The organism is Pectobacterium atrosepticum, from assembly GCA_019056595.1.
In the GTDB taxonomy this organism is placed as follows: domain Bacteria; phylum Pseudomonadota; class Gammaproteobacteria; order Enterobacterales; family Enterobacteriaceae; genus Pectobacterium; species Pectobacterium atrosepticum.
Genome location: CP036163.1, coordinates 4,289,423 through 4,310,859, shown reverse-complemented (window position 1 = coordinate 4,310,859; position 21,437 = coordinate 4,289,423). Strand labels below are relative to the sequence as shown.

21 protein-coding genes are annotated in these 21,437 nt (G+C 51.2%); 19 read left to right on the top strand and 2 right to left on the bottom strand.

Features of this window, described 5'->3' with window-relative positions:
• Positions 1–21: 21 nt before the first annotated feature.
• The 6 genes from corC to DCX48_20190 all read left to right on the top strand — a co-directional run bounded on the left by corC (position 22) and on the right by DCX48_20190 (position 6,147).
• Positions 22–900, top strand: a complete 879-nt coding sequence (gene corC, locus DCX48_20215; GenBank protein ID QXE16636.1) for a magnesium/cobalt transporter CorC — start codon at positions 22–24, stop codon at positions 898–900.
• Positions 901–907: 7 nt separating this feature from the next.
• On the top strand, positions 908–2,437 hold the full coding sequence (lnt, locus tag DCX48_20210) for an apolipoprotein N-acyltransferase (protein ID QXE16635.1): 1,530 nt from the start codon (positions 908–910) through the stop codon (positions 2,435–2,437).
• Positions 2,438–2,886: 449 nt separating this feature from the next.
• Entirely contained in the window at positions 2,887–3,783 is an 897-nt protein-coding gene (locus tag DCX48_20205) for an amino acid ABC transporter substrate-binding protein (protein ID QXE16634.1), read from the top strand.
• 220 nt (positions 3,784–4,003) lie between these two features.
• On the top strand, positions 4,004–4,744 hold the full coding sequence (locus DCX48_20200) for an amino acid ABC transporter permease (GenBank protein QXE16633.1): 741 nt from the start codon (positions 4,004–4,006) through the stop codon (positions 4,742–4,744).
• A 3-nt stretch (positions 4,745–4,747) separates the two neighbouring features.
• Positions 4,748–5,422 carry a glutamate/aspartate ABC transporter permease GltK gene (gene gltK, locus DCX48_20195; protein QXE16632.1) on the top strand — a complete coding sequence of 225 codons (675 nt, stop codon included), beginning with the start codon at positions 4,748–4,750 and terminating at the stop codon, positions 5,420–5,422.
• A complete protein-coding gene (locus tag DCX48_20190; GenBank protein ID QXE16631.1) occupies positions 5,422–6,147 on the top strand; it encodes an amino acid ABC transporter ATP-binding protein in 726 nt (241 codons plus the stop codon). The genes gltK and DCX48_20190 overlap by 1 nt, the downstream gene beginning before the upstream one ends.
• Positions 6,148–6,203: 56 nt before the next feature.
• Here DCX48_20190 and DCX48_20185 read toward each other — a convergent pair whose 3' ends face one another.
• Positions 6,204–6,686, bottom strand: coding sequence for a zinc ribbon-containing protein (locus DCX48_20185; protein ID QXE16630.1), 483 nt, complete (start codon positions 6,684–6,686; stop codon positions 6,204–6,206).
• Positions 6,687–6,995: 309 nt separating this feature from the next.
• On the opposite strand from DCX48_20185, the gene leuS reads away from it, so the two are divergent.
• The 13 genes from leuS (at position 6,996) to lipA (ending at position 20,800) form a co-directional block, all read left to right on the top strand.
• Entirely contained in the window at positions 6,996–9,578 is a 2,583-nt protein-coding gene (gene leuS, locus DCX48_20180) for a leucine--tRNA ligase (GenBank protein ID QXE16629.1), read from the top strand.
• Between the two features lie 14 nt (positions 9,579–9,592).
• Positions 9,593–10,147 (top strand): LPS assembly lipoprotein LptE, encoded by a 555-nt coding sequence (lptE, locus tag DCX48_20175; GenBank protein QXE16628.1) that lies wholly within the window; start codon positions 9,593–9,595, stop codon positions 10,145–10,147.
• Entirely contained in the window at positions 10,144–11,169 is a 1,026-nt protein-coding gene (locus tag DCX48_20170) for a DNA polymerase III subunit delta (GenBank protein QXE16627.1), read from the top strand. Before lptE ends, DCX48_20170 begins: the two co-directional genes overlap by 4 nt.
• Positions 11,136–11,825: a nicotinate-nucleotide adenylyltransferase gene (gene nadD, locus DCX48_20165; GenBank protein QXE16626.1), complete on the top strand. Its 690-nt coding sequence runs from the start codon at positions 11,136–11,138 to the stop codon at positions 11,823–11,825. The genes DCX48_20170 and nadD overlap by 34 nt, the downstream gene beginning before the upstream one ends.
• Before the next feature lie 193 nt (positions 11,826–12,018).
• The gene (locus DCX48_20160; GenBank protein ID QXE16625.1) at positions 12,019–12,336 is read left to right on the top strand and encodes a ribosome silencing factor; all 318 of its coding nucleotides are present in this window, start codon (positions 12,019–12,021) and stop codon (positions 12,334–12,336) included.
• Position 12,337: 1 nt separating this feature from the next.
• Positions 12,338–12,808 carry a 23S rRNA (pseudouridine(1915)-N(3))-methyltransferase RlmH gene (gene rlmH / locus DCX48_20155; protein QXE16624.1) on the top strand — a complete coding sequence of 157 codons (471 nt, stop codon included), beginning with the start codon at positions 12,338–12,340 and terminating at the stop codon, positions 12,806–12,808.
• Between the two features lie 33 nt (positions 12,809–12,841).
• Complete coding sequence (locus tag DCX48_20150) at positions 12,842–14,746, top strand: penicillin-binding protein 2 (GenBank protein ID QXE16623.1); 1,905 nt, start codon at positions 12,842–12,844, stop codon at positions 14,744–14,746.
• A gap of 9 nt (positions 14,747–14,755) precedes the next feature.
• Entirely contained in the window at positions 14,756–15,868 is a 1,113-nt protein-coding gene (rodA, locus tag DCX48_20145; GenBank protein QXE16622.1) for a rod shape-determining protein RodA, read from the top strand.
• A gap of 13 nt (positions 15,869–15,881) precedes the next feature.
• Positions 15,882–16,997, top strand: coding sequence for an endolytic peptidoglycan transglycosylase RlpA (rlpA, locus tag DCX48_20140; GenBank protein ID QXE16621.1), 1,116 nt, complete (start codon positions 15,882–15,884; stop codon positions 16,995–16,997).
• Between the two features lie 164 nt (positions 16,998–17,161).
• Entirely contained in the window at positions 17,162–18,373 is a 1,212-nt protein-coding gene (gene dacA, locus DCX48_20135) for a serine-type D-Ala-D-Ala carboxypeptidase (protein QXE16620.1), read from the top strand.
• A gap of 138 nt (positions 18,374–18,511) precedes the next feature.
• Positions 18,512–18,775, top strand: a complete 264-nt coding sequence (locus DCX48_20130; protein ID QXE16619.1) for a DUF493 family protein — start codon at positions 18,512–18,514, stop codon at positions 18,773–18,775.
• A gap of 157 nt (positions 18,776–18,932) precedes the next feature.
• Positions 18,933–19,607, top strand: a complete 675-nt coding sequence (lipB, locus tag DCX48_20125) for a lipoyl(octanoyl) transferase LipB (GenBank protein ID QXE16618.1) — start codon at positions 18,933–18,935, stop codon at positions 19,605–19,607.
• Positions 19,608–19,834: 227 nt separating this feature from the next.
• Entirely contained in the window at positions 19,835–20,800 is a 966-nt protein-coding gene (gene lipA / locus DCX48_20120) for a lipoyl synthase (GenBank protein ID QXE16617.1), read from the top strand.
• A gap of 82 nt (positions 20,801–20,882) precedes the next feature.
• Here lipA and tatE read toward each other — a convergent pair whose 3' ends face one another.
• Positions 20,883–21,080: a twin-arginine translocase subunit TatE gene (gene tatE, locus DCX48_20115; protein QXE16616.1), complete on the bottom strand. Its 198-nt coding sequence runs from the start codon at positions 21,078–21,080 to the stop codon at positions 20,883–20,885.
• Positions 21,081–21,437 lie beyond the last annotated feature (357 nt).

Here is a 21,437-nt window from a genome sequence, read left to right as displayed (position 1 = left end):
GAGTGATGTTAACTAAAACGCATGAGCGACGACCATTCTCAAAACAGCGATGCACCCAGTCCCAAAAAGGGCTTCTTTTCTCTTATTCTTAATCAGCTTTTTCACGGCGAGCCAAAAGATCGTAACGGTTTACTTACTCTAATTCGTGATTCCGAACAGAATGAACTGATCGATCCTGAAACACGAGATATGCTCGAAGGCGTTATGGATATCGCCGACCAGCGTGTGCGCGACATCATGATCCCTCGCTCGCAGATGATTACGCTCAAGCGCGATCAAACGCTGGAAGAGTGTCTGGACGTGATTATCGAATCCGCCCACTCCCGTTTCCCCGTCATTAGCGAAGATAAAGACCACATTGAAGGCATCCTGATGGCCAAGGATTTGCTGCCGTTTATGCGCAGCGATTCCGAGCCGTTCAGTATGGATAAAGTTCTGCGTTCCGCCGTTGTTGTGCCGGAAAGTAAACGCGTTGATCGGATGCTGAATGAGTTCCGCTCGCTGCGCTATCACATGGCGATTGTCATCGATGAGTTTGGTGGCGTATCCGGCCTGGTCACGATTGAAGATATCCTTGAGCTGATTGTTGGCGAAATTGAAGATGAATACGACGATGAAGAAGACAGAGATATTCGTCAGCTTAACCGCCAGACTTACACCATTCGAGCTTTAACCGATATCGAAGATTTTAACGAAGCTTTCGGCACACGGTTCAGCGATGACGAGGTCGACACCATCGGCGGCTTGGTCATGCAGTCTTTCGGGCATCTTCCTGCCCGTGGCGAAACCATCGACATAGAAGGTTACCTGTTTAAGGTTGCGATGGCAGATAGCCGCCGTATTATTCAGGTTCATGTCAGAATCCCTGACAATGCCCCTCAACCAAAATTGGAAGAATAATTTGGCAATGGCTGTCGCTTCTTTTTTACAACGCCAGCAGGTTAAAGCCCTGCTGGCGCTCTTATTTGGTGCCTGTGGCACGCTGGCGTTTTCTCCCTTTGATTTCTGGCCTGCGGCGATTATTTCGCTCATGGGCCTACAAGCGCTGACGCTAAACCGTACCGCTCGCCAGTCAGCCTGGATAGGATTTTGCTGGGGCTTAGGCCTATTCGGCAGCGGCGTAAACTGGGTTTACGTCAGCATCGCGCAATTTGGCGGAATGCCGGGCCCTGTCAATGTTGCGATAGTCATTCTGCTCGCCGCCTATCTGTCACTCTATCCTCTGCTGTTTTCTGCCCTAATCTCACGCCTGTGGCCGAAAACAACGCTGTGGCGTCTGGCGCTTGCCGCTCCCGTACTCTGGCAGCTAACCGAATTTCTGCGCGGCTGGGTGCTCACCGGATTTCCGTGGCTGCAATTCGGTTACAGCCAAATTGATGGCCCGTTAAAAGGTATCGCGCCCATTCTGGGTATCGACACCATTACCTTCCTATTGATGTGCCTCAGCGGACTGTTTGTTTATGCCATCAATCAACGAAAAATCGCACCAGCGGCCATTGCTATCGGTGTTTTCGTTTTATCATGGCCGCTGCGCAGCGTGCAGTGGTATACCCTGCAACCTGAACGTGCCGTCAATGTCGCGCTGGTACAGGGCAATATCCCGCAGGCCATGAAGTGGGAACAAGATGAGTTGTTGAATACACTGAGAATCTATCTGGATAACAGTCTGCCCTATATGGACAAGGCGCCTATTGTTATCTGGCCGGAAACCGCTATTCCTGATATTGAAAGCCGTCAGGGCGCGTATCTGAAGCAGATTGACGATACCCTGCGTAGCCATGATAGCAGCCTGATTACGGGTATCGTCGATATCCGGCGTGATGGTAATAAGACCGATTTCTATAACTCAATTATCGTACTCGGCGACAAAGATCCGTACAACTACCCTACGACGAACCGTTACAACAAAAACCATCTGGTGCCTTTCGGCGAGTTTGTCCCGTTAGAAACGCTGTTACGCCCGCTGGCCCCGTTTTTCGATCTGCCGATGTCGTCGTTTAGCCGAGGTGACTATGTTCAGCCACAGCTTTCTGTTCATGGCTTCAAACTTAACGCCGCCATTTGTTATGAAATCATCTTAGGCCAACAGGTGCGTGATAATTTTCGGCCAGACACCGATATGCTGCTGACCATCTCGAACGATGCTTGGTTCGGCCGCTCAATCGGCCCATGGCAACACTTTCAGATGGCACGCATGCGCGCGCTGGAATTAGGTCGCCCTCTGGTTCGTAGTACCAACAACGGCGTCACAGCGGTGATTACGCCAGATGGCAAGGTCAACGCCAGTCTGCCGCAGTTTACGCGTGCCGTGTTGGACACTCAGGTGGTTCCTGCCACAGGGATAACGCCTTATGCACGCTTCGGTTCCTGGCCGCTCTGGCTTGTTACTCTGCTGGGCGGCATCGCTGCGGTCTTCTTCGGTTTACGTCGCCGATAACCAGCCCTCACCTCTCTTCCCTAAGGGCATGCTTTTGCATGCCTTTTTTATTTATGGCACGGTATTTGCCTCTTATTACCCTGTAAAGGGTTGTTTCTATATTTTTTTGGATATTACGTCAGCGTAAAGCTCTCTCACAGGGCAACTGACGCACCAAATTGGTGCCAATCTCTGACATTGCTGCCATTTGGTGCGGCGAATATCGCAAAAAGAAAACATTTCCATTTCAATCTATTTACAATCAGCTACTTTTTAACTGTGTACGCAGTAACTTCGCGCTTTAACGGTGCAACGTTCTCACTGAAAAGTAGCAAAGTGTCATGAGTGATTCAGCGACACGTTGTTAACTTGAAGACAATGTTAACTTGAAGATAACGGACACATTAACCCTATGGTTATTGGTGACAGCGCTATAACTATTGCAGCAACGACAGCAAAGGAGTTAGAACATGCAAATGCGTAAACTGGCATTATCACTGATTCTTCTTGGCACTGCCGCCAGTGCAGCCCAGGCTGAAGATCTGGCCGGTACATTGAAAAAGGTCAAAGATAATGGCGTGATCGTCATTGGCCACCGTGAATCATCCGTCCCTTTTTCTTACTACGATAATACGCAGAAAGTCGTCGGCTATTCTCAGGCCTATTCTGACAAAATTGTCGAAGCGATTAAGAAAAAACTGGATGCGCCTAACCTGCAGGTCAAACTACTTCCTATTACCTCTCAGAACCGTATCCCTCTATTACAGAACGGTACATTCGATTTGGAATGTGGCTCAACGACCAACAATCTGGAGCGTCAGAAACAAGCCGCGTTCTCTAACACCATTTTCGTTGTCGGTACGCGCCTGTTAGCCAAAAAAGATTCCGGCGTAAAAGACTTCCCGGATTTGGCGGGTAAAACTGTCGTAGTGACCTCCGGTACAACCTCTGAAGTTCTGCTGAATAAGCTGAATGAAGAAAAACAAATGAAGATGCGCATCATCAGTGCGAAAGATCATGGCGACTCCTTCCGTACGCTGGAAAGCGGCCGTGCTGTCGCCTTTATGATGGATGATGCTCTGCTGGCTGGCGAACGTGCGAAAGCGAAAAACGCCGATCAGTGGGATATCGTCGGTAAAGCCCAGTCTGAAGAAGCTTACGGCTGTATGTTGCGTAAAGACGATCCGCAATTCAAGAAACTGGTTGATGATACTATCGCCGAAGTGCAAACCTCCGGTGAAGCCGATAAATGGTTTGATCGCTGGTTCAAACAGCCTATTCCACCAAAAGATCTTAACCTGAACTTTGCCCTTTCAGACGAAATGAAAGCGCTGTTCAAAGCGCCAAATGACAAAGCACTAAACTAATTAATAATGAGAATAAGGGCAGAATCACTCTGCCCTCTGATTGCTGATTCGTGGCAGGACAGACAGGCATGTGATGGTCGTTCCCCATCACATGTTGCCCCGAGAAATTTCGATAAACAGGAAAATAAGCACTACGCCTGTAGTTTGAAAAAGAACGGGAATATGGCCGCTCATCAATCTTCAGGGTAGCTTCGCTACCCTTTTTTTACCGGAGTTCGTTATGTCAATAGATTGGAACTGGGGCATATTTCTACAAGATGCCCCCTTCGGCAACACAACCTACCTCGGGTGGATTCTGTCCGGTCTGCAAGTCACCGTCACATTATCTATCTGTGCCTGGATTATCGCCTTCCTCATTGGTTCTTTATTTGGAATCTTACGTACCGTCCCGAACCGTTTTCTTTCGAGCATTGGTACTTGCTACGTCGAGCTATTTCGCAACGTCCCACTGATTGTCCAGTTCTTTACCTGGTATCTGGTCGTTCCTGAGCTTCTTCCCGTCAACATCGGTATGTGGTTTAAAGCCGAGTTAGACCCCAATATTCAGTTCTTCCTGTCATCGATGATTTGTCTGGGGCTCTTCACCGCGGCACGCGTTTGTGAGCAGGTGAGAGCAGGCATCCAGTCGCTACCACGTGGGCAAAAAGCTGCCGGGCTGGCGATGGGTCTGACGCTGCCACAAACTTATCGTTATGTGTTACTGCCCAATGCGTATCGCGTGATCGTTCCGCCGCTGACGTCAGAAATGCTGAATCTGGTAAAAAACTCGGCTATCGCTTCCACGATTGGTCTGGTTGATATGGCGGCACAAGCGGGGAAACTGCTGGACTATTCCGCCCATGCGTATGAATCCTTTACCGCTATCACGCTGGCGTACGTTGGCATCAACGCCGTCATTATGCTGATCATGCAGGTCGTTGAGCGAAAAACTCGTTTGCCGGGCAATATGGGGAGCAAATAAATCATGTATGAATTTGACTGGAGCTCAATTGGGCCAAGCATGCCGTACCTGATTCAGGGGATGGTAGTCACACTCAAAATTACGCTGACAGCGGTAGTATTTGGGATTATATGGGGCACGATTCTGGCGGTGATGCGTCTGTCACCGATAAAGGCGATTAGCTGGTTCGCCAAACTTTATGTGAACCTATTCCGTTCTGTTCCGCTCGTTATGGTTCTGCTGTGGTTCTATCTGGTGGTTCCTAGCTTATTACAAAATGTGCTTGGGCTATCGCCGAAAACCGATATTCGACTGATTTCAGCTATGGTAGCCTTCTCGTTGTTCGAGGCAGCCTATTATTCGGAAATCATTCGTGCGGGCATTATCAGCGTATCGCGCGGTCAATCCTCCGCAGCGTTAGCATTAGGGATGACACACTGGCAATCCATGAAGCTGGTTATTCTACCGCAGGCATTCCGTGCCATGGTGCCGCTGTTGCTGACGCAAGGGATTGTTCTGTTTCAGGATACCTCACTGGTTTACGTACTTAGCCTCGCTGATTTCTTCCGTACCGCCTCAACTATCGGCGAGCGTGACGGAACACAAGTTGAAATGATCCTGTTTGCAGGATTCATTTATTTTCTCTTCAGCATTACTGCCTCAATGCTGGTCAGTTACCTGAAAAAAAGGACGGTTTGATGATTTCCCTGAAAAATATCTCTAAATGGTACGGCCAATTTCAGGTGCTAGCCGACTGCTCCACAGAAGTAAAAAAAGGTGAAGTCGTAGTCGTCTGCGGGCCTTCTGGTTCCGGTAAATCAACCCTGATCAAAACCGTGAATGGCTTGGAACCGATTCAAAAAGGTGACATTACCGTCAATGGCATTGCCGTTAACGATAAAAAAACCAATCTAGCCCAGTTGCGCTCTAAAGTGGGTATGGTGTTCCAACACTTTGAACTGTTCCCGCATCTGTCGATTATCGAGAACCTGACGCTGGCGCAGGTAAAGGTACTAAAACGCAAACGCGAGGAAGCTAAAGCCAAAGCGCAGAAGCTGTTGGAACGCGTTGGGCTATCGGCACACGCCAACAAGTATCCAGGGCAGCTCTCCGGCGGCCAGCAGCAGCGTGTCGCAATTGCCCGCGCGTTGTGTATGGATCCTATAGCGATGCTATTTGACGAGCCGACATCTGCGCTTGACCCAGAGATGATCAATGAAGTACTGGACGTCATGGTTGAATTAGCGCAAGAAGGCATGACCATGATGGTCGTCACCCATGAAATGGGCTTTGCCCGTAAAGTGGCGCACCGCGTGATCTTTATGGACGAGGGCAAAATCGTTGAAGACACCCGCAAGGATGATTTCTTCAATAACCCACAGTCCGAACGTGCTAAAGACTTCCTCGCGAAAATCCTGCATTAATACCCGTCAAAGCGTGCCGTAAGGCACGCTTTCTCTATTCAGCGCGTCCAGCAGCCTTACGGCTGAAACGGCTGGCGATGAAACAGATCATGTGAGCATTTCGGGCAGAGTGGCAAGACTTCCGGCGTGTAGAACGCGATATGGTAATGGCAGTTCTCACACACCAGATTACCTAGCCCCACCACTTCACCACTGTGGTACACCCCGTGATGATTCACATCTTTAAAGATCTCGCGCCACTCCAACTGCGTTTTATCCGTAATATCCGCCAGCTCCTGCCACAGACTTTCCTTAATTACTCGCATAAAAACGCTGTCGGTAAATTCATCCTGACTTTCGCTATAGCTGCGGCCAAACTCTTCCAGATCGCGCTGAACAGCTTGAATTACCTGTTCTATTTCTTTCTGCGTCAGCTCCGAGCTTTCCTGCAAGGTTTTACGGGCGCTCAGCACCAAACTGTCGAGATCGCGTTCACCGTTGTTCAGCCGAGCCGTCACTGAAGCCATTAACTCGCGGTAGTAGCGGGCTAGTTTATTCATGCTTCCTCCTGAATAAGCGGGTTGAAAGGTGATAAAGAACGACTATTCGCCGTCTGGCACAGAAGGCCAAAAACCGATACGTTGCCTATCTCTCTCTATTTTAGATTATTTTCCCCACCTGTCTGAGGAATTGTCGCCAATTTGCGCAATCCCTCGCAGTATGTTGCTTACAGATCAGAAATATTCCTCAGTCGGGCGCTGGGTGTTGTTGCCCGCGCCGCTTACGGCTATGCTATGCGGATCTTTTGTTATGAATCAGAAGAGGCTACTCGCGTAGCGATTCTTCACTAAACAGGACCCCTGGCAGCCATGCAAGAGCAATACCGCCCAGAAGAGATAGAAGCGGACGTCCAGCTTCACTGGCAAGAGAAGCAGACATTTAAAGTTACCGAACAGCCCGGCAAGGAAAAATACTATTGCCTTTCCATGCTGCCCTACCCTTCTGGCCGACTACATATGGGCCACGTCCGTAACTACACCATCGGCGACGTGATTTCCCGCTATCAACGCATGCTGGGAAAAAACGTTCTGCAACCGATCGGTTGGGATGCGTTTGGTCTGCCAGCCGAAGGCGCAGCGGTTAAAAACAACACCGCGCCAGCCCCCTGGACATATGCCAACATCGACTACATGAAAAACCAGCTCAAACTGCTGGGCTTTGGCTATGACTGGGATCGTGAAATCGCGACCTGTAAACCCGACTACTACCGTTGGGAACAGTGGTTCTTCACCAAGCTGTACGAAAAAGGCCTGGTTTATAAAAAAACCTCCGCCGTTAACTGGTGCCCAAACGACCAGACCGTGCTGGCGAACGAACAGGTTATCGACGGCTGCTGCTGGCGCTGCGATACCAAGGTTGAACGCAAAGAGATTCCGCAGTGGTTTATCAAAATCACCGCTTATGCAGACCAATTGCTGAATGATTTGGATACGCTGGAAAGCTGGCCTGAGCAGGTCAAAACCATGCAGCGTAACTGGATCGGCCGTTCCGAAGGTGTGGAAATCACCTTTGACGTGGCAGACAGTGAAGAGAAACTGAGTGTTTACACCACGCGCCCAGATACGTTCATGGGCGTGACCTACGTTGCTGTTGCCGCAGGCCACCCTCTTGCAGCGCAGGCTGCCGTAACAAATCCAGCGCTAGCTGATTTCATTGCAGAGTGCCGTAATACCAAAGTCGCTGAAGCTGATATGGCGACGATGGAGAAAAAAGGCATGGCGACCGGCCTGTATGCCATTCACCCACTGAACGGTGAAAAAGTCGCTATCTGGGTTGCCAACTTTGTTCTGATGGAATACGGCACAGGCGCCGTCATGGCCGTTCCGGGCCACGACCAGCGCGACTGGGAATTCGCCACCAAATATGAGCTGTCCATCAAGCCGGTTATTCTAAATGCCGACGGCAGCGAGCCCGATCTTTCCGCTCAGGCGATGACCGAAAAAGGCAGCCTGTTCAACTCGGGTGAATTTGACGGCCTGGATTTCGAGGCTGGATTCAATGCCATTGCCGATAAGCTGGTAGAAAAAGGCATTGGCGAGCGTAAAGTCAACTATCGCCTGCGCGACTGGGGTGTATCCCGTCAGCGCTACTGGGGCGCGCCCATCCCGATGATGACACTGGAAGACGGTACCGTCATCCCGACGCCAGAAGATCAGTTACCGGTGATCCTGCCGGAAGATGTCGTGATGGATGGCATCACCAGCCCGCTGAAATCTAACCCAGAATGGGCGAAGACGACGTTTAACGGCCAGCCAGCGCTGCGTGAAACCGACACGTTCGACACCTTTATGGAATCGTCCTGGTACTACGCGCGCTACACTTGCCCGCAGTACGATCAAGGGATGCTGGATCCGGCTGCTGCCAACTACTGGCTGCCCGTTGATCAATATGTTGGTGGTATCGAACACGCCATCATGCACCTGATGTACTTCCGCTTCTTCCACAAACTGATGCGCGATGCCGGTCTGGTTACGTCCGATGAACCCGCCAAACGCCTGCTGTGTCAGGGCATGGTGCTAGCCGATGCCTTCTACTACCTGGGTAATAACGGCGAGCGCATCTGGGTTTCTCCTACCGACGTTACCGTTGAGCGTGATGAGAAAGGTCGTATCGTTAAAGCGGCAGATAACGAAGGCCGTGACGTCGTCTACGCGGGCATGAGTAAAATGTCGAAGTCTAAAAACAACGGCATCGACCCGCAGATCATGGTAGAGAAATACGGTGCAGATACCGTTCGTCTGTTCATGATGTTTGCTTCTCCGGCAGAAATGACGCTGGAATGGCAGGAATCCGGCGTAGAAGGCGCGAACCGCTTCCTGAAACGCGTCTGGAGACAAGCATTCGAGCACACCGGGAAAGGTGCAGTAATGGCACTGGATATCACTACACTGACCGAAGATCAGAAATCACTACGCCGCGATCTGCACAAAACTATCGCTAAAGTGACCGATGATATCGGCCGTCGCCAGACCTTCAACACCGCGATCGCCGCCATCATGGAGCTGATGAACAAGCTGGCGAAAGCACCGCAGGAAAGCGATCAGGATCGCGCGCTGACGCAGGAAACGCTGCTGGCCGTCGTTCGTATGCTGTATCCGTTCACTCCACACGTCTGCTTTACACTGTGGCAAGCGCTGCAAGGTGAAGGCGATGTCGATACTGCACCGTGGCCGGTTGCAGATGAGAACGCGATGGTAGAAGACTCCAAGCTGGTCGTCGTTCAAGTTAACGGTAAAGTACGTGGTAAAATTACCGTTGCCGCCGACGCCAGTGAAGAACAGGTTCGCGAACGCGCTGCTCAGGAACCGCTGGTCGCGAAATATCTGGACGGCGTCACAGTTCGTAAAGTGATTTATGTCCCTGGCAAACTGCTTAACCTGGTTGTGGGTTAAGGCAAGGAGGAACTGTGCGACATCGTCTATTCACGTTGGTGCTGGGGCTGGCGGTGTTAATCACCGCGGGCTGTGGTTTTCATCTGCGCGGCACGACACAAGTGCCAGCGCAGTTACAAACACTGGTGCTCGACAGCAGTGACCCTTATGGTCCGCTAACGCGTGCGGTACGCGAGCAGCTCCGTCTCAGCGATGTGAAAATCGTTGACGATGCGACGCGTCAGGATATCCCGTCTCTGCGGGTACTGAGCTCAAGCGAAACGCGCGATACCGTTTCTATTTTTCAGGACGGTAAAACAGCGGAGTACCAGATGGTGCTGACGTTGCAGGCACAAGTGCTGATGCCGGGTAAAGATATTTATCCGCTCAGCGTGACGGTGTTCCGCACGTTCTTTGATAACCCGCTGGCTGCACTGGCGAAAGATGCCGAACAGGACATCGTCCGTCAGGAAATGCGTGAGCAGGCTGCCCAGCAGTTGGTGCGTAAATTGCTGACCATCAACGGTAGTCAGGAAGTCAAAAATCGGCTGCAGTCCACCGATTCACCCACTGCCGCCAAGCGTTCATGATTCGGCTTTACCCCGAACAACTCACCGCGCAGCTCCATGAGGGGCTGCGCGGTTGTTATTTGGTCTTTGGTACAGACCCGCTTTTGCTGCAGGAAAGTCTCGACAGCATTAAACGGGTCGCTCAACAGCACGAATTCAGCGAGCATTTCAGCTTCATTCTGGATCTTCATACCGACTGGGATGCGGTTTTCAGCACCTGTCAGGCGCTCAGCCTGTTTGCCTCGCGCCAATCACTCCTGCTGCTCTTGCCGGAAAACGGTCCGAATGCGGCGATGAGCGAAAATCTGGTCAAGCTCTCTGGATTGTTACACCCCGATATTTTACTGATTTTGCGCGGTCATAAACTGACTAAAGCGCAGGAAAACAGCGCCTGGTTCAAAGCGCTGGCGCAAGACAGTGTCTACATTAGTTGCCTGACGCCGGAACAGGGCCAGCTCCCCCGCTGGGTTGCTCAACGCGCCAAAGCCATGAAGTTGACGCTGGATGAACAGGCCACGCAGCTCATTTGCTATTGCTATGAAGGCAACCTTCTCGCGCTGTCTCAGGCGTTAGAGCGGCTGGCGCTGCTTTATCCCGACGGCAAACTGACCCTGCCACGCGTAGAAAATGCGGTCAACGATGCCGCTCACTTCACGCCGTTCCATTGGCTTGATGCGTTACTGGCAGGCAAAGGCAAACGCGCGTGGCACATTTTGCAGCAGCTAAAGCAAGAAGATTGCGAACCCGTCATTTTACTGCGTACGCTGCAGCGTGAATTGCTACAGCTGTTGGCGCTGAAACGGCGCATGTCAGACACACCGCTACGTACGTTATTCGATCAGCAAAAAGTGTGGCAAAACCGGCGTGACCTGCTCACTCAAGCATTACAGCGGCTCTCTCTTCAGCAGCTACAGCAGGCCGTGCGATTGCTGACGCAGGTAGAAATAACGTTAAAGCAAGACTATGGTCAGTCCGTTTGGTCTGAACTTGAATCGCTTGCCATGCTGCTATGCGGAAAAGCCTTGCCGGAGGCATTCATCTGAATAAGTCACCCGCTGTGCCATCACTAACCGCATTTTTTGGCGGCACGTTCGATCCCATTCATTACGGACACCTTCAGCCGGTGACCGCACTGGCAAAACTCGTGGGATTGACTCAGGTCGTCTTAATGCCCAATAACGTTCCGCCGCATCGACAGCAGCCCGAAGCCAGTTCCCGGCAGCGTTTTCATATGGCTGAACTGGCTGTGGAAGGCAACCCGCTCTTTACCGTGGACGATCGTGAACTGCAACGGCAAACACCCTCCTACACCATTGATACGCTGGAGGCGCTGCGGGCTGAAAAAGGCCATGACGCGCCACTGGGCTTTATCATCGGGCAGGACTCGCTGTTGACGCTACACCACTGGCACCGCTGGCAGGATCTGCTCGGCGTTTGTCATTTGCTGGTGTGCGCACGCCCCGGCTATCGCTCGACGCTGGAAACGCCAGAATTACAACAATGGCTTGACGATCATCTGACTCACGCGCCAGAGGATCTTCATCAGCAACCGCATGGACGAATCTTCTTAGCAGACACACCACTGGTCACTATTTCCGCAACGGATATTCGCCAGCGACGCCAGCAAGGTTTGGACTGCCATGATTTATTACCTCCCGTCGTACTCCGTTACATCAACGAACACGGCCTGTACCAATAGCGCAGGTTTTCCCCCCATCAGCTACGGGCTTTATACCACTCGGCAAAAGTGCGTGATATACTCCGCGGCTGGTTTCAATCACCGGGAAAAGCGGAAATTCTCGGCAATTACTCGGTGATTTACATTTTTCCTAAACAATTCAGCGCCACACGCGTTCATCAGTTACTGACAAAACGCCACTGAGGGGGAACCTTTGCAAGGTCAAGCACTCCAAGACTTCGTTATTGATAAGGTCGATGACTTAAAAGCTCAGGATATCGTTGTACTCAACGTCCAGGGTAAATCCAGCATCACCGATTACATGGTTATTTGTACGGGCACGTCTACACGTCATGTCGCTTCTATTGCCGATCACGTCGTGCAATCTTCACGCGCGGCGGGTCTAATCCCACTCGGTGTTGAGGGTGAAAATGCCTCTGACTGGGTTGTTGTCGATTTAGGTGACGTGATGGTTCATGTCTTGCAAGAAGAAAGCCGCCAGTTATACGAATTGGAAAAGCTGTGGGGCTAGCATGAAACTGCAACTGGTCGCCGTTGGCACCAAAATGCCCGACTGGGTGCAGACTGGTTTCACCGATTATTTGCGACGCTTCCCGAAAGACATGCCTTTCGAATTGCTCGAAATCCCAGCGGGAAAGCGGGGTAAAAATGCCGATATCAAACGCATTCTGGAGCGCGAAGGCGAACAGATGCTGGCTGCGGTAGGCAAAGGTAACCGTATTGTTACGCTGGATATTCCAGGTACTCGCTGGGAGACGCCGCACTTGGCGCAACAGTTGGAGCGCTGGAAACAGGATGGGCGCGATGTCAGTCTGCTGATTGGCGGGCCTGAAGGGCTTTCGCCGGAATGCAAAGCCGCAGCGGAACAAAGCTGGTCACTCTCGCCATTAACGCTGCCGCACCCGTTGGTTCGTGTATTGGTGGCAGAGAGTCTGTACCGTGCATGGAGTATTACGACTAATCACCCTTACCATCGGGAGTAAGGCGATACGATGAAACATGTGAAATAACACTGGATGAAAGTAGAACGTAAACCCTTTCGTGATTATACGGCTGAGTCCGCTCTGTTCGTGCGCCGTGCTTTGGTAGCCTTTCTGGGCATTTTGCTGCTTTCCGGTGTATTAGTCGCTAATCTTTATCATCTGCAAATTTTGCGTGTTGATGACTATCGCACGCGTTCCAACGAAAACCGCATTAAACTGGTTCCTATCGCGCCCAGTCGCGGCATCATCTACGACCGTAACGGTACGCCGCTGGCGTTGAACCGCACCATCTATCAATTAGAACTGGTGCCCGACAAAGTCGACAACCTGCAAGAAACGCTGGAAGCCCTGCGCCCCATAGTTAATTTGACCGACGACGATCTGGAAAATTTTGAAAAAGAGCGCAAGCGTTCACGCCGTTTTACCTCCATTCCAGTAAAAGCTGGGCTCGATGAGATTCAGGTCGCCCGTTTTGCCGTCAACCAATACCGCTTTCCCGGCGTTGAGGTTAAAGGCTATCAACGACGCTATTATCCTTACGGTTCTGCGCTGACACACGTCACAGGCTATGTCTCCAAAATCAACGATAAAGACGTAGAACGGCTGATCAAAGAAGAAAAAATCGCCGATTACTCCGCGACGCGTGACATCGGCAAGCTGGGTATCGAACGTCATTACGAGGATTTGCTGCACGGTAAACCTGGTTATGAAGAAGTTGAAGTTAACAACCGTGGCCGCGTGATCCGCCAGCTCCACGAACAGCCACCGCAGGCCGGGCGTGATATTTATCTGACGCTGGACCTGAACCTGCAAATCTACATTGAGAAACTGCTGGAAGGCAGCCGTGCCGCAGTGATCGTGACCGACCCACGAGACGGCGGTATTCTGGCGATGGTTTCCACGCCCAGTTACGACCCCAATCTGTTTGTCGACGGGATTTCCACCAAAAATTATGCAAAGCTACAAAACGATCCTAATCGTCCGTTGATCAATCGTGCAACACAGGGGATTTATCCTCCCGCCTCTACCGTTAAACCCTACATCGCGGTTTCCGCCCTGACTGCTGGCGTTATCACCACCAGCACGAGCCTATTTGATCCCGGCTGGTGGCAATTACCCGGTTCTGAAAAACGCTTCCGCGATTGGAAAAAATGGGGACATGGTCGCCTTAATCTCACCAAATCTCTGGAAGAATCTGCGGATACCTTCTTCTACCAGGTCGCTTATGACATGGGAATCGATCGCCTGTCCGAATGGATGAATAAGTTTGGTTATGGCGAGAAAACGGGTATCGATATCTCGGAAGAAAGTGCTGGCAACATGCCAACGCGCGAGTGGAAACTCAGGCGATTTAAAAAACCCTGGTATCAGGGGGATACCATTCCGGTCGGGATCGGTCAAGGCTACTGGACGGCAACGCCTATCCAGATGAATAAGGCTCTGGTTACGCTGATCAACGACGGTCAGGTCAAAACGCCGCATCTGCTTTATAGCTCGCGGGAAAATGGCACGATTGTGCCTTTCCGACAGACCGAGAATCAGCAAATTGGCAATATCCACTCTGGCTATTGGGAAGTGGCGAAGGACGGTATGTATGGCGTGGCTAATCGCGCTAACGGTACCGCACACAAAAGTTTCGATGATGCGCCCTATAAAATTGCGGCAAAATCCGGTACGGCACAGGTCTTTGGCCTGAAAGAAAATGAAACCTATAATGCGCACAAGATCGCAGAACATTTACGTGATCATAAATTAATGGTCGCATTTGCCCCATATAAGAACCCTAAAGTCGCAATGTCGATTATTCTGGAAAACGGCGGGGCTGGCCCGACCGTGGGTATCATCACCCGCCAGATCCTCGATCATATTCTGCTGGGTGATAACAATACCGATTTACCCAGCGCGCCTCCTGCGCCGCCGGGTAGCGAGAGTGAGTAACAGACATTCATGACCGATAGCCAACAAAAGGGATCGTTCTGGGCGAAAATCCACATCGATCTGCCGTTTCTTCTCTGCATCCTGGCACTGCTGGGCTATAGCCTATTTGTCTTATGGAGCGCCAGCGGACAAGACGTCGGCATGATGGAGCGAAAAGCCGTTCAAATCGTGCTGGGGTTTACGGTGATGATCGTGATGGCGCAAATCCCTCCTCGCGTGTATGAAGGCTGGGCCCCCTATCTCTATGTAGTCTGCGTGATTTTGCTGCTCATCGTGGATATTTTCGGGCAAATCAGTAAAGGCGCACAGCGCTGGCTAGATTTGGGTTTCATTCGTTTCCAGCCATCCGAAATAGCCAAGATCGCCGTACCACTGATGGTTGCACGTTTTATTAACCGTGATATGTGCCCACCGTCGCTAAAAAATACGGCAATCGCGTTGATTCTGATTTTTGTTCCTACACTGCTGGTTGCCGCACAGCCGGATTTAGGCACCTCGATTCTGATTGCATTATCTGGGCTGTTTGTGCTTTTTCTGGGAGGTATGAGCTGGAGCTTGATTGGCATCGCCGTGCTGCTACTCGCCGCGTTTATTCCGATACTCTGGTTCTTCCTGATGCATGATTATCAGCGTGCCAGGGTCATGATGTTGCTCGATCCAGAAAGCGATCCGCTCGGTGCCGGATACCATATTATTCAGTCGAAAATTGCGATAGGCTCAGGTGGCCTGTCTGGAAAAGGCTGGCTGCATGGCACACAATCTCAGTTAGAGTTTCTGCCGGAGCGACACACTGACTTTATCTTTGCCGTGCTGGCAGAAGAGCTTGGGTTAATCGGCGTCTTGATTCTGCTCGCCATGTACCTGTTCATGATCATGCGCGGTCTGGTAATTGCCGCTAATGCGCAAACCTCGTTCGGACGGGTTATGGTCGGCGGGCTGATGTTGATTCTGTTTTTCTATGTTTTCGTCAATATCGGGATGGTCAGCGGTATACTTCCCGTCGTTGGTGTGCCGCTACCGCTGATCAGCTATGGCGGGTCGGCGCTGGTCGTCTTAATGGCGGGGTTCGGTATCGTCATGTCGATACATACTCACCGCAAACTGCTATCTAAGAATTTATAACACGAGGTGAGCAATGCGTAAGGATTGGCTTTGGGTCGGCGTAGCAACTCTGGCGCTTGCGGCCTGTACCACAACGGAACAGCGGCAACCAGCGCCGCCTGTCACTCAGGTTTACAGCGGACCGACGGAAGAGATCGGTGGTGCAGAACCTCGTTATGAACCTTACAATCAGGGTACGCTGCAAGACTACAGCATCAAAGGCAAGACCTATAAAATTGTTAAAAATCCGCAAAACTTTAGCGAAGCGGGTTTAGCAACATGGTACGGCGAAGAAGCCAGCGGCAATCGCACATCAATCGGCGAAGTTTTTGACCCTAACGCAATAACCGCCGCCCACCCGACACTGCCGCTACCGAGCTATGTACGCGTGACCAACCTAAGCAACGGTCGCCGTCTGGTTGTGCGTGTCAACGACCGTGGGCCTTACACGCCGGGCAGAATCATCGACCTGTCGAAGGCCGCAGGCGATCGACTGAATATTTCTAACAATACCAAAGTAAAAGTGGATTTCATCAACGTCGCGCCAGACGGCACGCTCTCAGGTCCAGGAACCGCAGGCACCACCGTTGCCAAGCAAAGCTTCTCCCTGCCGGAGCGCCCGAGCTTCGGTGCCAGTGGACTGGGTACGCCCATGATGGAAACGACTTCACCCACGTCCAACAGCGCTGTTCGCCCGATCAGTAATAGCGGCCTGAACACGCCAGCAGAAAATGTTCAGCCGCAGAGCAGCACGCCGTCGCACGGCGGTGGCTTTTTAGGGGCCCCTTCTGCACTACGCGCTGGCGTGGTTGAGTCAAACATGACGCCAACCGCAACATCATCCACTGCGCCAATGAACGTCGCTCCAGTTGCCGCTGCGGTTACTGCTCCTGTAGCAACAACCTCTTCCGCCACGGGTGGCTATGTCGTTCAGGTCGGTGCGTTGAGCGATCAGCAACGTGCACAAACCTGGCAGCGCAGCCTGAGTGAACGCTTCCGTGTGGCAGGGAAAGTCACAGCGAGTGGTGGACTGTACCGTATCCAACTGGGGCCATTCCAGAATCGTCAGCAAGCCGCTGAACTTCAACAACGTTTGTCAGTCGAAGCTCAGCAGCAATCGTTTATTACCGCCGCACCCAGTACGCTCTAATAGCGGATAATCAGCAGGCTCATGAAGCGAAACGGCGGCTATGGCATTGAACATACCGCCCTTTCGCAAAATCACGTAACGTAATGCCTGATGCCTGCCTATTTCCCATCTGCTATAGTGTGGCTCGTTTTTAACTCATACCCACGGATGTTGTTGTTCCAATCATGAATACTGTAAACACGTCTCGTTTTACTAAGCGTACTGCGCTTGGCGCACTGCTCGTCATTAGTGCCTCTTCCTTTGCCTATGCTGAAGATATCAATCTTAAAACGATGATCCCCGGCGTCCCGCAAATCGATGCTGAATCCTACATCCTGATTGATTACAACTCTGGGAAAGTGTTGGCGGAAATGAATGCCGACACACGCCGCGATCCGGCCAGCTTAACGAAAATGATGACCAGTTACGTCATTGGTCAGGCGATTAAATCAGGAAAAATCAGCCCGAACGACATCGTTACCGTCGGTAAAGATGCCTGGGCAACCGGCAACCCAACCTTTCAGGGCTCTTCCCTGATGTTCCTGAAGCCAGGTGACCGTGTCCCTGTTTCCCAATTAAATCGCGGTATTATCCTGCAATCCGGTAACGATGCCTGCGTCGCGATGGCCGACTACGTTGCTGGCAGTCAGGATGCTTTCGTTAACCTGATGAACGGTTACGTGAAAGCGCTGGGGCTGCAAAACACCAATTTTGAAACCGTGCACGGTCTGGACGCACCCGGCCAGTTCAGTTCAGCGCGTGATATGGCCTTGATTGGTCAGGCGTTAATTCGCGATGTTCCAGAAGAGTACGCGACCTACAAAGAGAAAGAGTTCACATTCAACAATATTCGCCAGCCTAACCGTAACGGCTTGCTGTGGGATTCCAGCCTGAATGTTGACGGCATCAAAACGGGCCATACGTCATCAGCCGGCTTTAATCTGGTCGCCTCGGCAACAGAAGGTCAGATGCGCCTGATTTCAGCGGTACTAGGCGGGCGTAATGCCAAAGGACGTGAATCAGAAAGCAAAAAATTGCTGACCTGGGGCTTCCGCTTCTTTGAAACCGTCGCGCCGTTGAAAGCAGGTAAAGAATTCGCTTCTGAGCCAGTTTGGTTTGGCGACAACGATCGCGTTGCATTGGGCGTTGAGAAAGACGCCTACCTGACCATTCCACGCGGCCGCATGAAAGATCTGAAAGCCAGCTATGTTCTGGACAACACGGAACTGCATGCGCCATTAGCCAAAAATCAGGTTGTCGGTTCCATCAACTTCCAATTGGATGGCAAAACCATCGATCAACGCCCGTTGGTGGTGATGAATGAAGTGAAAGAAGGCGGAATCTTTGGCCGCATGATCGATTACATCAAACTGATGTTCCACCACTGGTTCGGCTAGTCCCCCCTTGTTTGGGGCCAAAACGCCCCCATATAAGTCGTATCCTTAACTCCCGCAAAAACGCGGGAGTTATATTTTCTAATATGATGTACATATGTCAGTGCTAATACCGACGGTATTATCCTCTCTGGAGCGCAAATGAAAACCAAATTAAACGAACTGATTGAATTCCCTTGCGTTTTTACTTACAAGGTCATGGGTGAGGCAAAACCAGAGTTAGTCGATCTGGTCGTTGAAGTGGTACAGCGTCATGCGCCTGGCGACTACACCCCGCAGATCAAGCCCAGCAGCAAAGGGAACTATCACTCGATTTCCATCACCATCACGGCGACTCACATTGAGCAGGTGGAAACGCTGTACGAAGAACTAGGCAACATCGACATCGTGCGTATGGTGCTGTAAGAAGAACGAGCGGGAAAATTGGCAAATACGGCATGGTTTTACAAAGTGCGGCATAGTTTTGTGCCGTATAGCATTGCGTAATTTTGCATAGTGCTGTTCGCTGAGGCTTCCCGCCGTTATAATCCCCCCACCCTTCCTTAACCTGAAGATGACACACTTGCTACAGGATAAGATCATCGTACGTCAATTCAACGTACAACCGTATGAACCCGTTTCTTTGGCGATGCATAATTTCACCGACCGACGTGATGATAAAACCCCAGATGAAATCTGGCTGGTTCAGCATCCTCGTGTATTCACACAAGGTCAGGCGGGCAAAGCAGAACATGTACTCATGCCCGGTGACATTCCCGTGATTCAGAGCGACAGAGGCGGTCAGGTGACCTACCATGGCCCCGGGCAGCAGGTGATGTACGTGTTGATTGACCTGAAGCGTCGCAAGCTCGGCGTTCGCCAGCTCGTCACCGCAATCGAAAATACCGTGATTGGCACACTGGCACATTTCCAGATTAAAGCCCATGCGCGCCCAGATGCACCCGGCGTCTACGTGGGTGAGCGTAAAATCTGTTCGCTAGGGCTGCGTATTCGCAAAGGCTGCTCTTTCCACGGGCTGGCGCTCAATATCGCTATGGATCTCTCTCCTTTCCTGCGTATTAACCCTTGTGGGTACGCCGGTATGGAGATGACGCAGGTAAGCGATCTGGTGCCGGGCATCACGTTGGATGACACCGCACCGGTGCTGGTGAACACCTTTTTGCAGTTAGTCGGCTATTCCGCACCCGAATTTATTCCGTGGGCTCTGGACGTTCAGGGTGAACCGCTTCCCGATTAACATGCTTTATTCTGTCAATAAAAATCAGTCAGTTAGGCGATCGTTTTTTGATAAATTACATTTTATTCACATAATTTCTTCATTTTGATCGTGCAAGGGCTGATTGTGATTAGGCAAGATGATATAATTTTTATAGTTTTTTAAAAAAAAGTTTAACAAAAAACATAATCCTTTGAATTTGAATAACAAATTTAAAGAAACGATTCAGAACTGGAACTTACGCAAACATGAGTAAACCGATTCAGATCGAACGCGGTGTCAAATACCGCGATGCCGATAAGATGGCCCTAATTCCGGTACGTACTGTCGTTACCGAACGCCAAGAGCTTCTGCGCAAACCTGAATGGATGAAGATTAAACTTCCGGCGGATTCGAGCCGTATTCAGGGAATCAAAGCGGCAATGCGCAAAAACGGGTTGCACTCAGTTTGCGAAGAAGCGTCCTGTCCGAATTTGGCCGAGTGTTTCAACCACGGCACCGCCACCTTTATGATTCTGGGCGCCATTTGTACGCGTCGCTGTCCGTTCTGTGACGTTGCCCACGGCCGCCCGCTTACGCCGGATGCCAATGAACCAGAGAAACTGGCACAGACTATCCATGACATGGGCTTACGCTATGTCGTGATCACCTCCGTTGACCGTGATGACCTGCGCGACGGTGGAGCTCAACACTTTGCGGACTGCATTAGCGCAATTCGTCGCAAAAACCCGCATATTCGTATCGAAACGCTGGTGCCAGACTTCCGTGGTCGTATGGATCGCGCGTTGGAAATATTGACCGCCACGCCACCAGACGTGTTCAACCATAATCTGGAAAACGTGCCGCGTGTTTACCGACAGGTACGCCCTGGCGCGAACTATGAATGGTCCCTGAAGTTGCTGGAAAACTTCAAGAACGCGCATCCCGATATCACGACCAAATCAGGCCTGATGGTTGGTCTGGGGGAAACCAATGCTGAAATCGTGGAAGTCATGCGCGATCTTCGCCGCCACGGTGTAACAATGCTGACGCTGGGACAATATTTACAGCCGAGCCGTCATCACCTACCGGTACAGCGCTACGTCAGCCCAGATGAGTTCGATGAGATGAAAGCCGAAGCGATGGCGATGGGCTTTACCCATGCTGCCTGCGGCCCGTTTGTTCGCTCGTCCTACCATGCCGACTTACAGGCCAAGGGCATCGAAGTAAAATAAGCACTCATATATTTTTACACATTTTTTGTGTGGAATAAAAAACGGACGGCAATGACCGTCCGTTTTGCTGTGTAATGCGCGATCAGGATTCTTTGCGCGACGAATCATTCAGCGCAGCCGTGTCATCCGTCTTGACCGATTGATCGTCATTCATCGCCTTCTTGAAGCCTTTAATCGCCGCCCCTAAATCGCCGCCTAAGCTACGAAGTTTATTCGTACCGAACAGCAGAACGATTAATGCGCCAATCACCAACAGTTTGGCAATACTGATACCTTCCATACAAACCTACCTGATTTACAGAGGCTGGAGACGCCAGCGAACGAGAGCAATAGTTGTCGAAAAAATTCTTTGTATTCTATGTCCTCTATGTAAAACCTTACGCAGCACGACACAATCAGCATCTGTAACAAAGTAAGACACCGCTTTCGCGAGCATTCAGATTGCTTTACAACTTTCCCCTCTGCATCACTACAAAAAAACCGTCTGACGGCGTAAACTTTTCACACTAAAGCGGAGATGACATTCCTCCCTACCCTAACGCCGCCAAAAACGCTGGCAGCCTGAAGTAGAGGGTACAACCGCCACCCGGCTGATGATGTCTACGTCCACCTCGCAGAGAGGGCGTAGCGTCTTGCC

Bases quoted from the DNA above. Each gene is read 5' to 3' on its own strand.
- corC (QXE16636.1), top strand. From the start codon at position 22: ATGAGCGACGACCATTCTCAAAACAGCGATGCACCCAGTCCCAAAAAG.
- lnt (QXE16635.1), top strand. From the start codon at position 908: ATGGCTGTCGCTTCTTTTTTACAACGCCAGCAGGTTAAAGCCCTGCTG.
- DCX48_20205 (QXE16634.1), top strand. From the start codon at position 2,887: ATGCAAATGCGTAAACTGGCATTATCACTGATTCTTCTTGGCACTGCC.
- DCX48_20200 (QXE16633.1), top strand. From the start codon at position 4,004: ATGTCAATAGATTGGAACTGGGGCATATTTCTACAAGATGCCCCCTTC.
- gltK (QXE16632.1), top strand. From the start codon at position 4,748: ATGTATGAATTTGACTGGAGCTCAATTGGGCCAAGCATGCCGTACCTG.
- DCX48_20190 (QXE16631.1), top strand. From the start codon at position 5,422: ATGATTTCCCTGAAAAATATCTCTAAATGGTACGGCCAATTTCAGGTG.
- DCX48_20185 (QXE16630.1), bottom strand. From the start codon at position 6,686: ATGAATAAACTAGCCCGCTACTACCGCGAGTTAATGGCTTCAGTGACG.
- leuS (QXE16629.1), top strand. From the start codon at position 6,996: ATGCAAGAGCAATACCGCCCAGAAGAGATAGAAGCGGACGTCCAGCTT.
- DCX48_20170 (QXE16627.1), top strand. From the start codon at position 10,144: ATGATTCGGCTTTACCCCGAACAACTCACCGCGCAGCTCCATGAGGGG.
- nadD (QXE16626.1), top strand. From the start codon at position 11,136: ATGCGGAAAAGCCTTGCCGGAGGCATTCATCTGAATAAGTCACCCGCT.
- rlmH (QXE16624.1), top strand. From the start codon at position 12,338: ATGAAACTGCAACTGGTCGCCGTTGGCACCAAAATGCCCGACTGGGTG.
- DCX48_20150 (QXE16623.1), top strand. From the start codon at position 12,842: ATGAAAGTAGAACGTAAACCCTTTCGTGATTATACGGCTGAGTCCGCT.
- rodA (QXE16622.1), top strand. From the start codon at position 14,756: ATGACCGATAGCCAACAAAAGGGATCGTTCTGGGCGAAAATCCACATC.
- rlpA (QXE16621.1), top strand. From the start codon at position 15,882: ATGCGTAAGGATTGGCTTTGGGTCGGCGTAGCAACTCTGGCGCTTGCG.
- dacA (QXE16620.1), top strand. From the start codon at position 17,162: ATGAATACTGTAAACACGTCTCGTTTTACTAAGCGTACTGCGCTTGGC.
- DCX48_20130 (QXE16619.1), top strand. From the start codon at position 18,512: ATGAAAACCAAATTAAACGAACTGATTGAATTCCCTTGCGTTTTTACT.
- lipA (QXE16617.1), top strand. From the start codon at position 19,835: ATGAGTAAACCGATTCAGATCGAACGCGGTGTCAAATACCGCGATGCC.
- tatE (QXE16616.1), bottom strand. From the start codon at position 21,080: ATGGAAGGTATCAGTATTGCCAAACTGTTGGTGATTGGCGCATTAATC.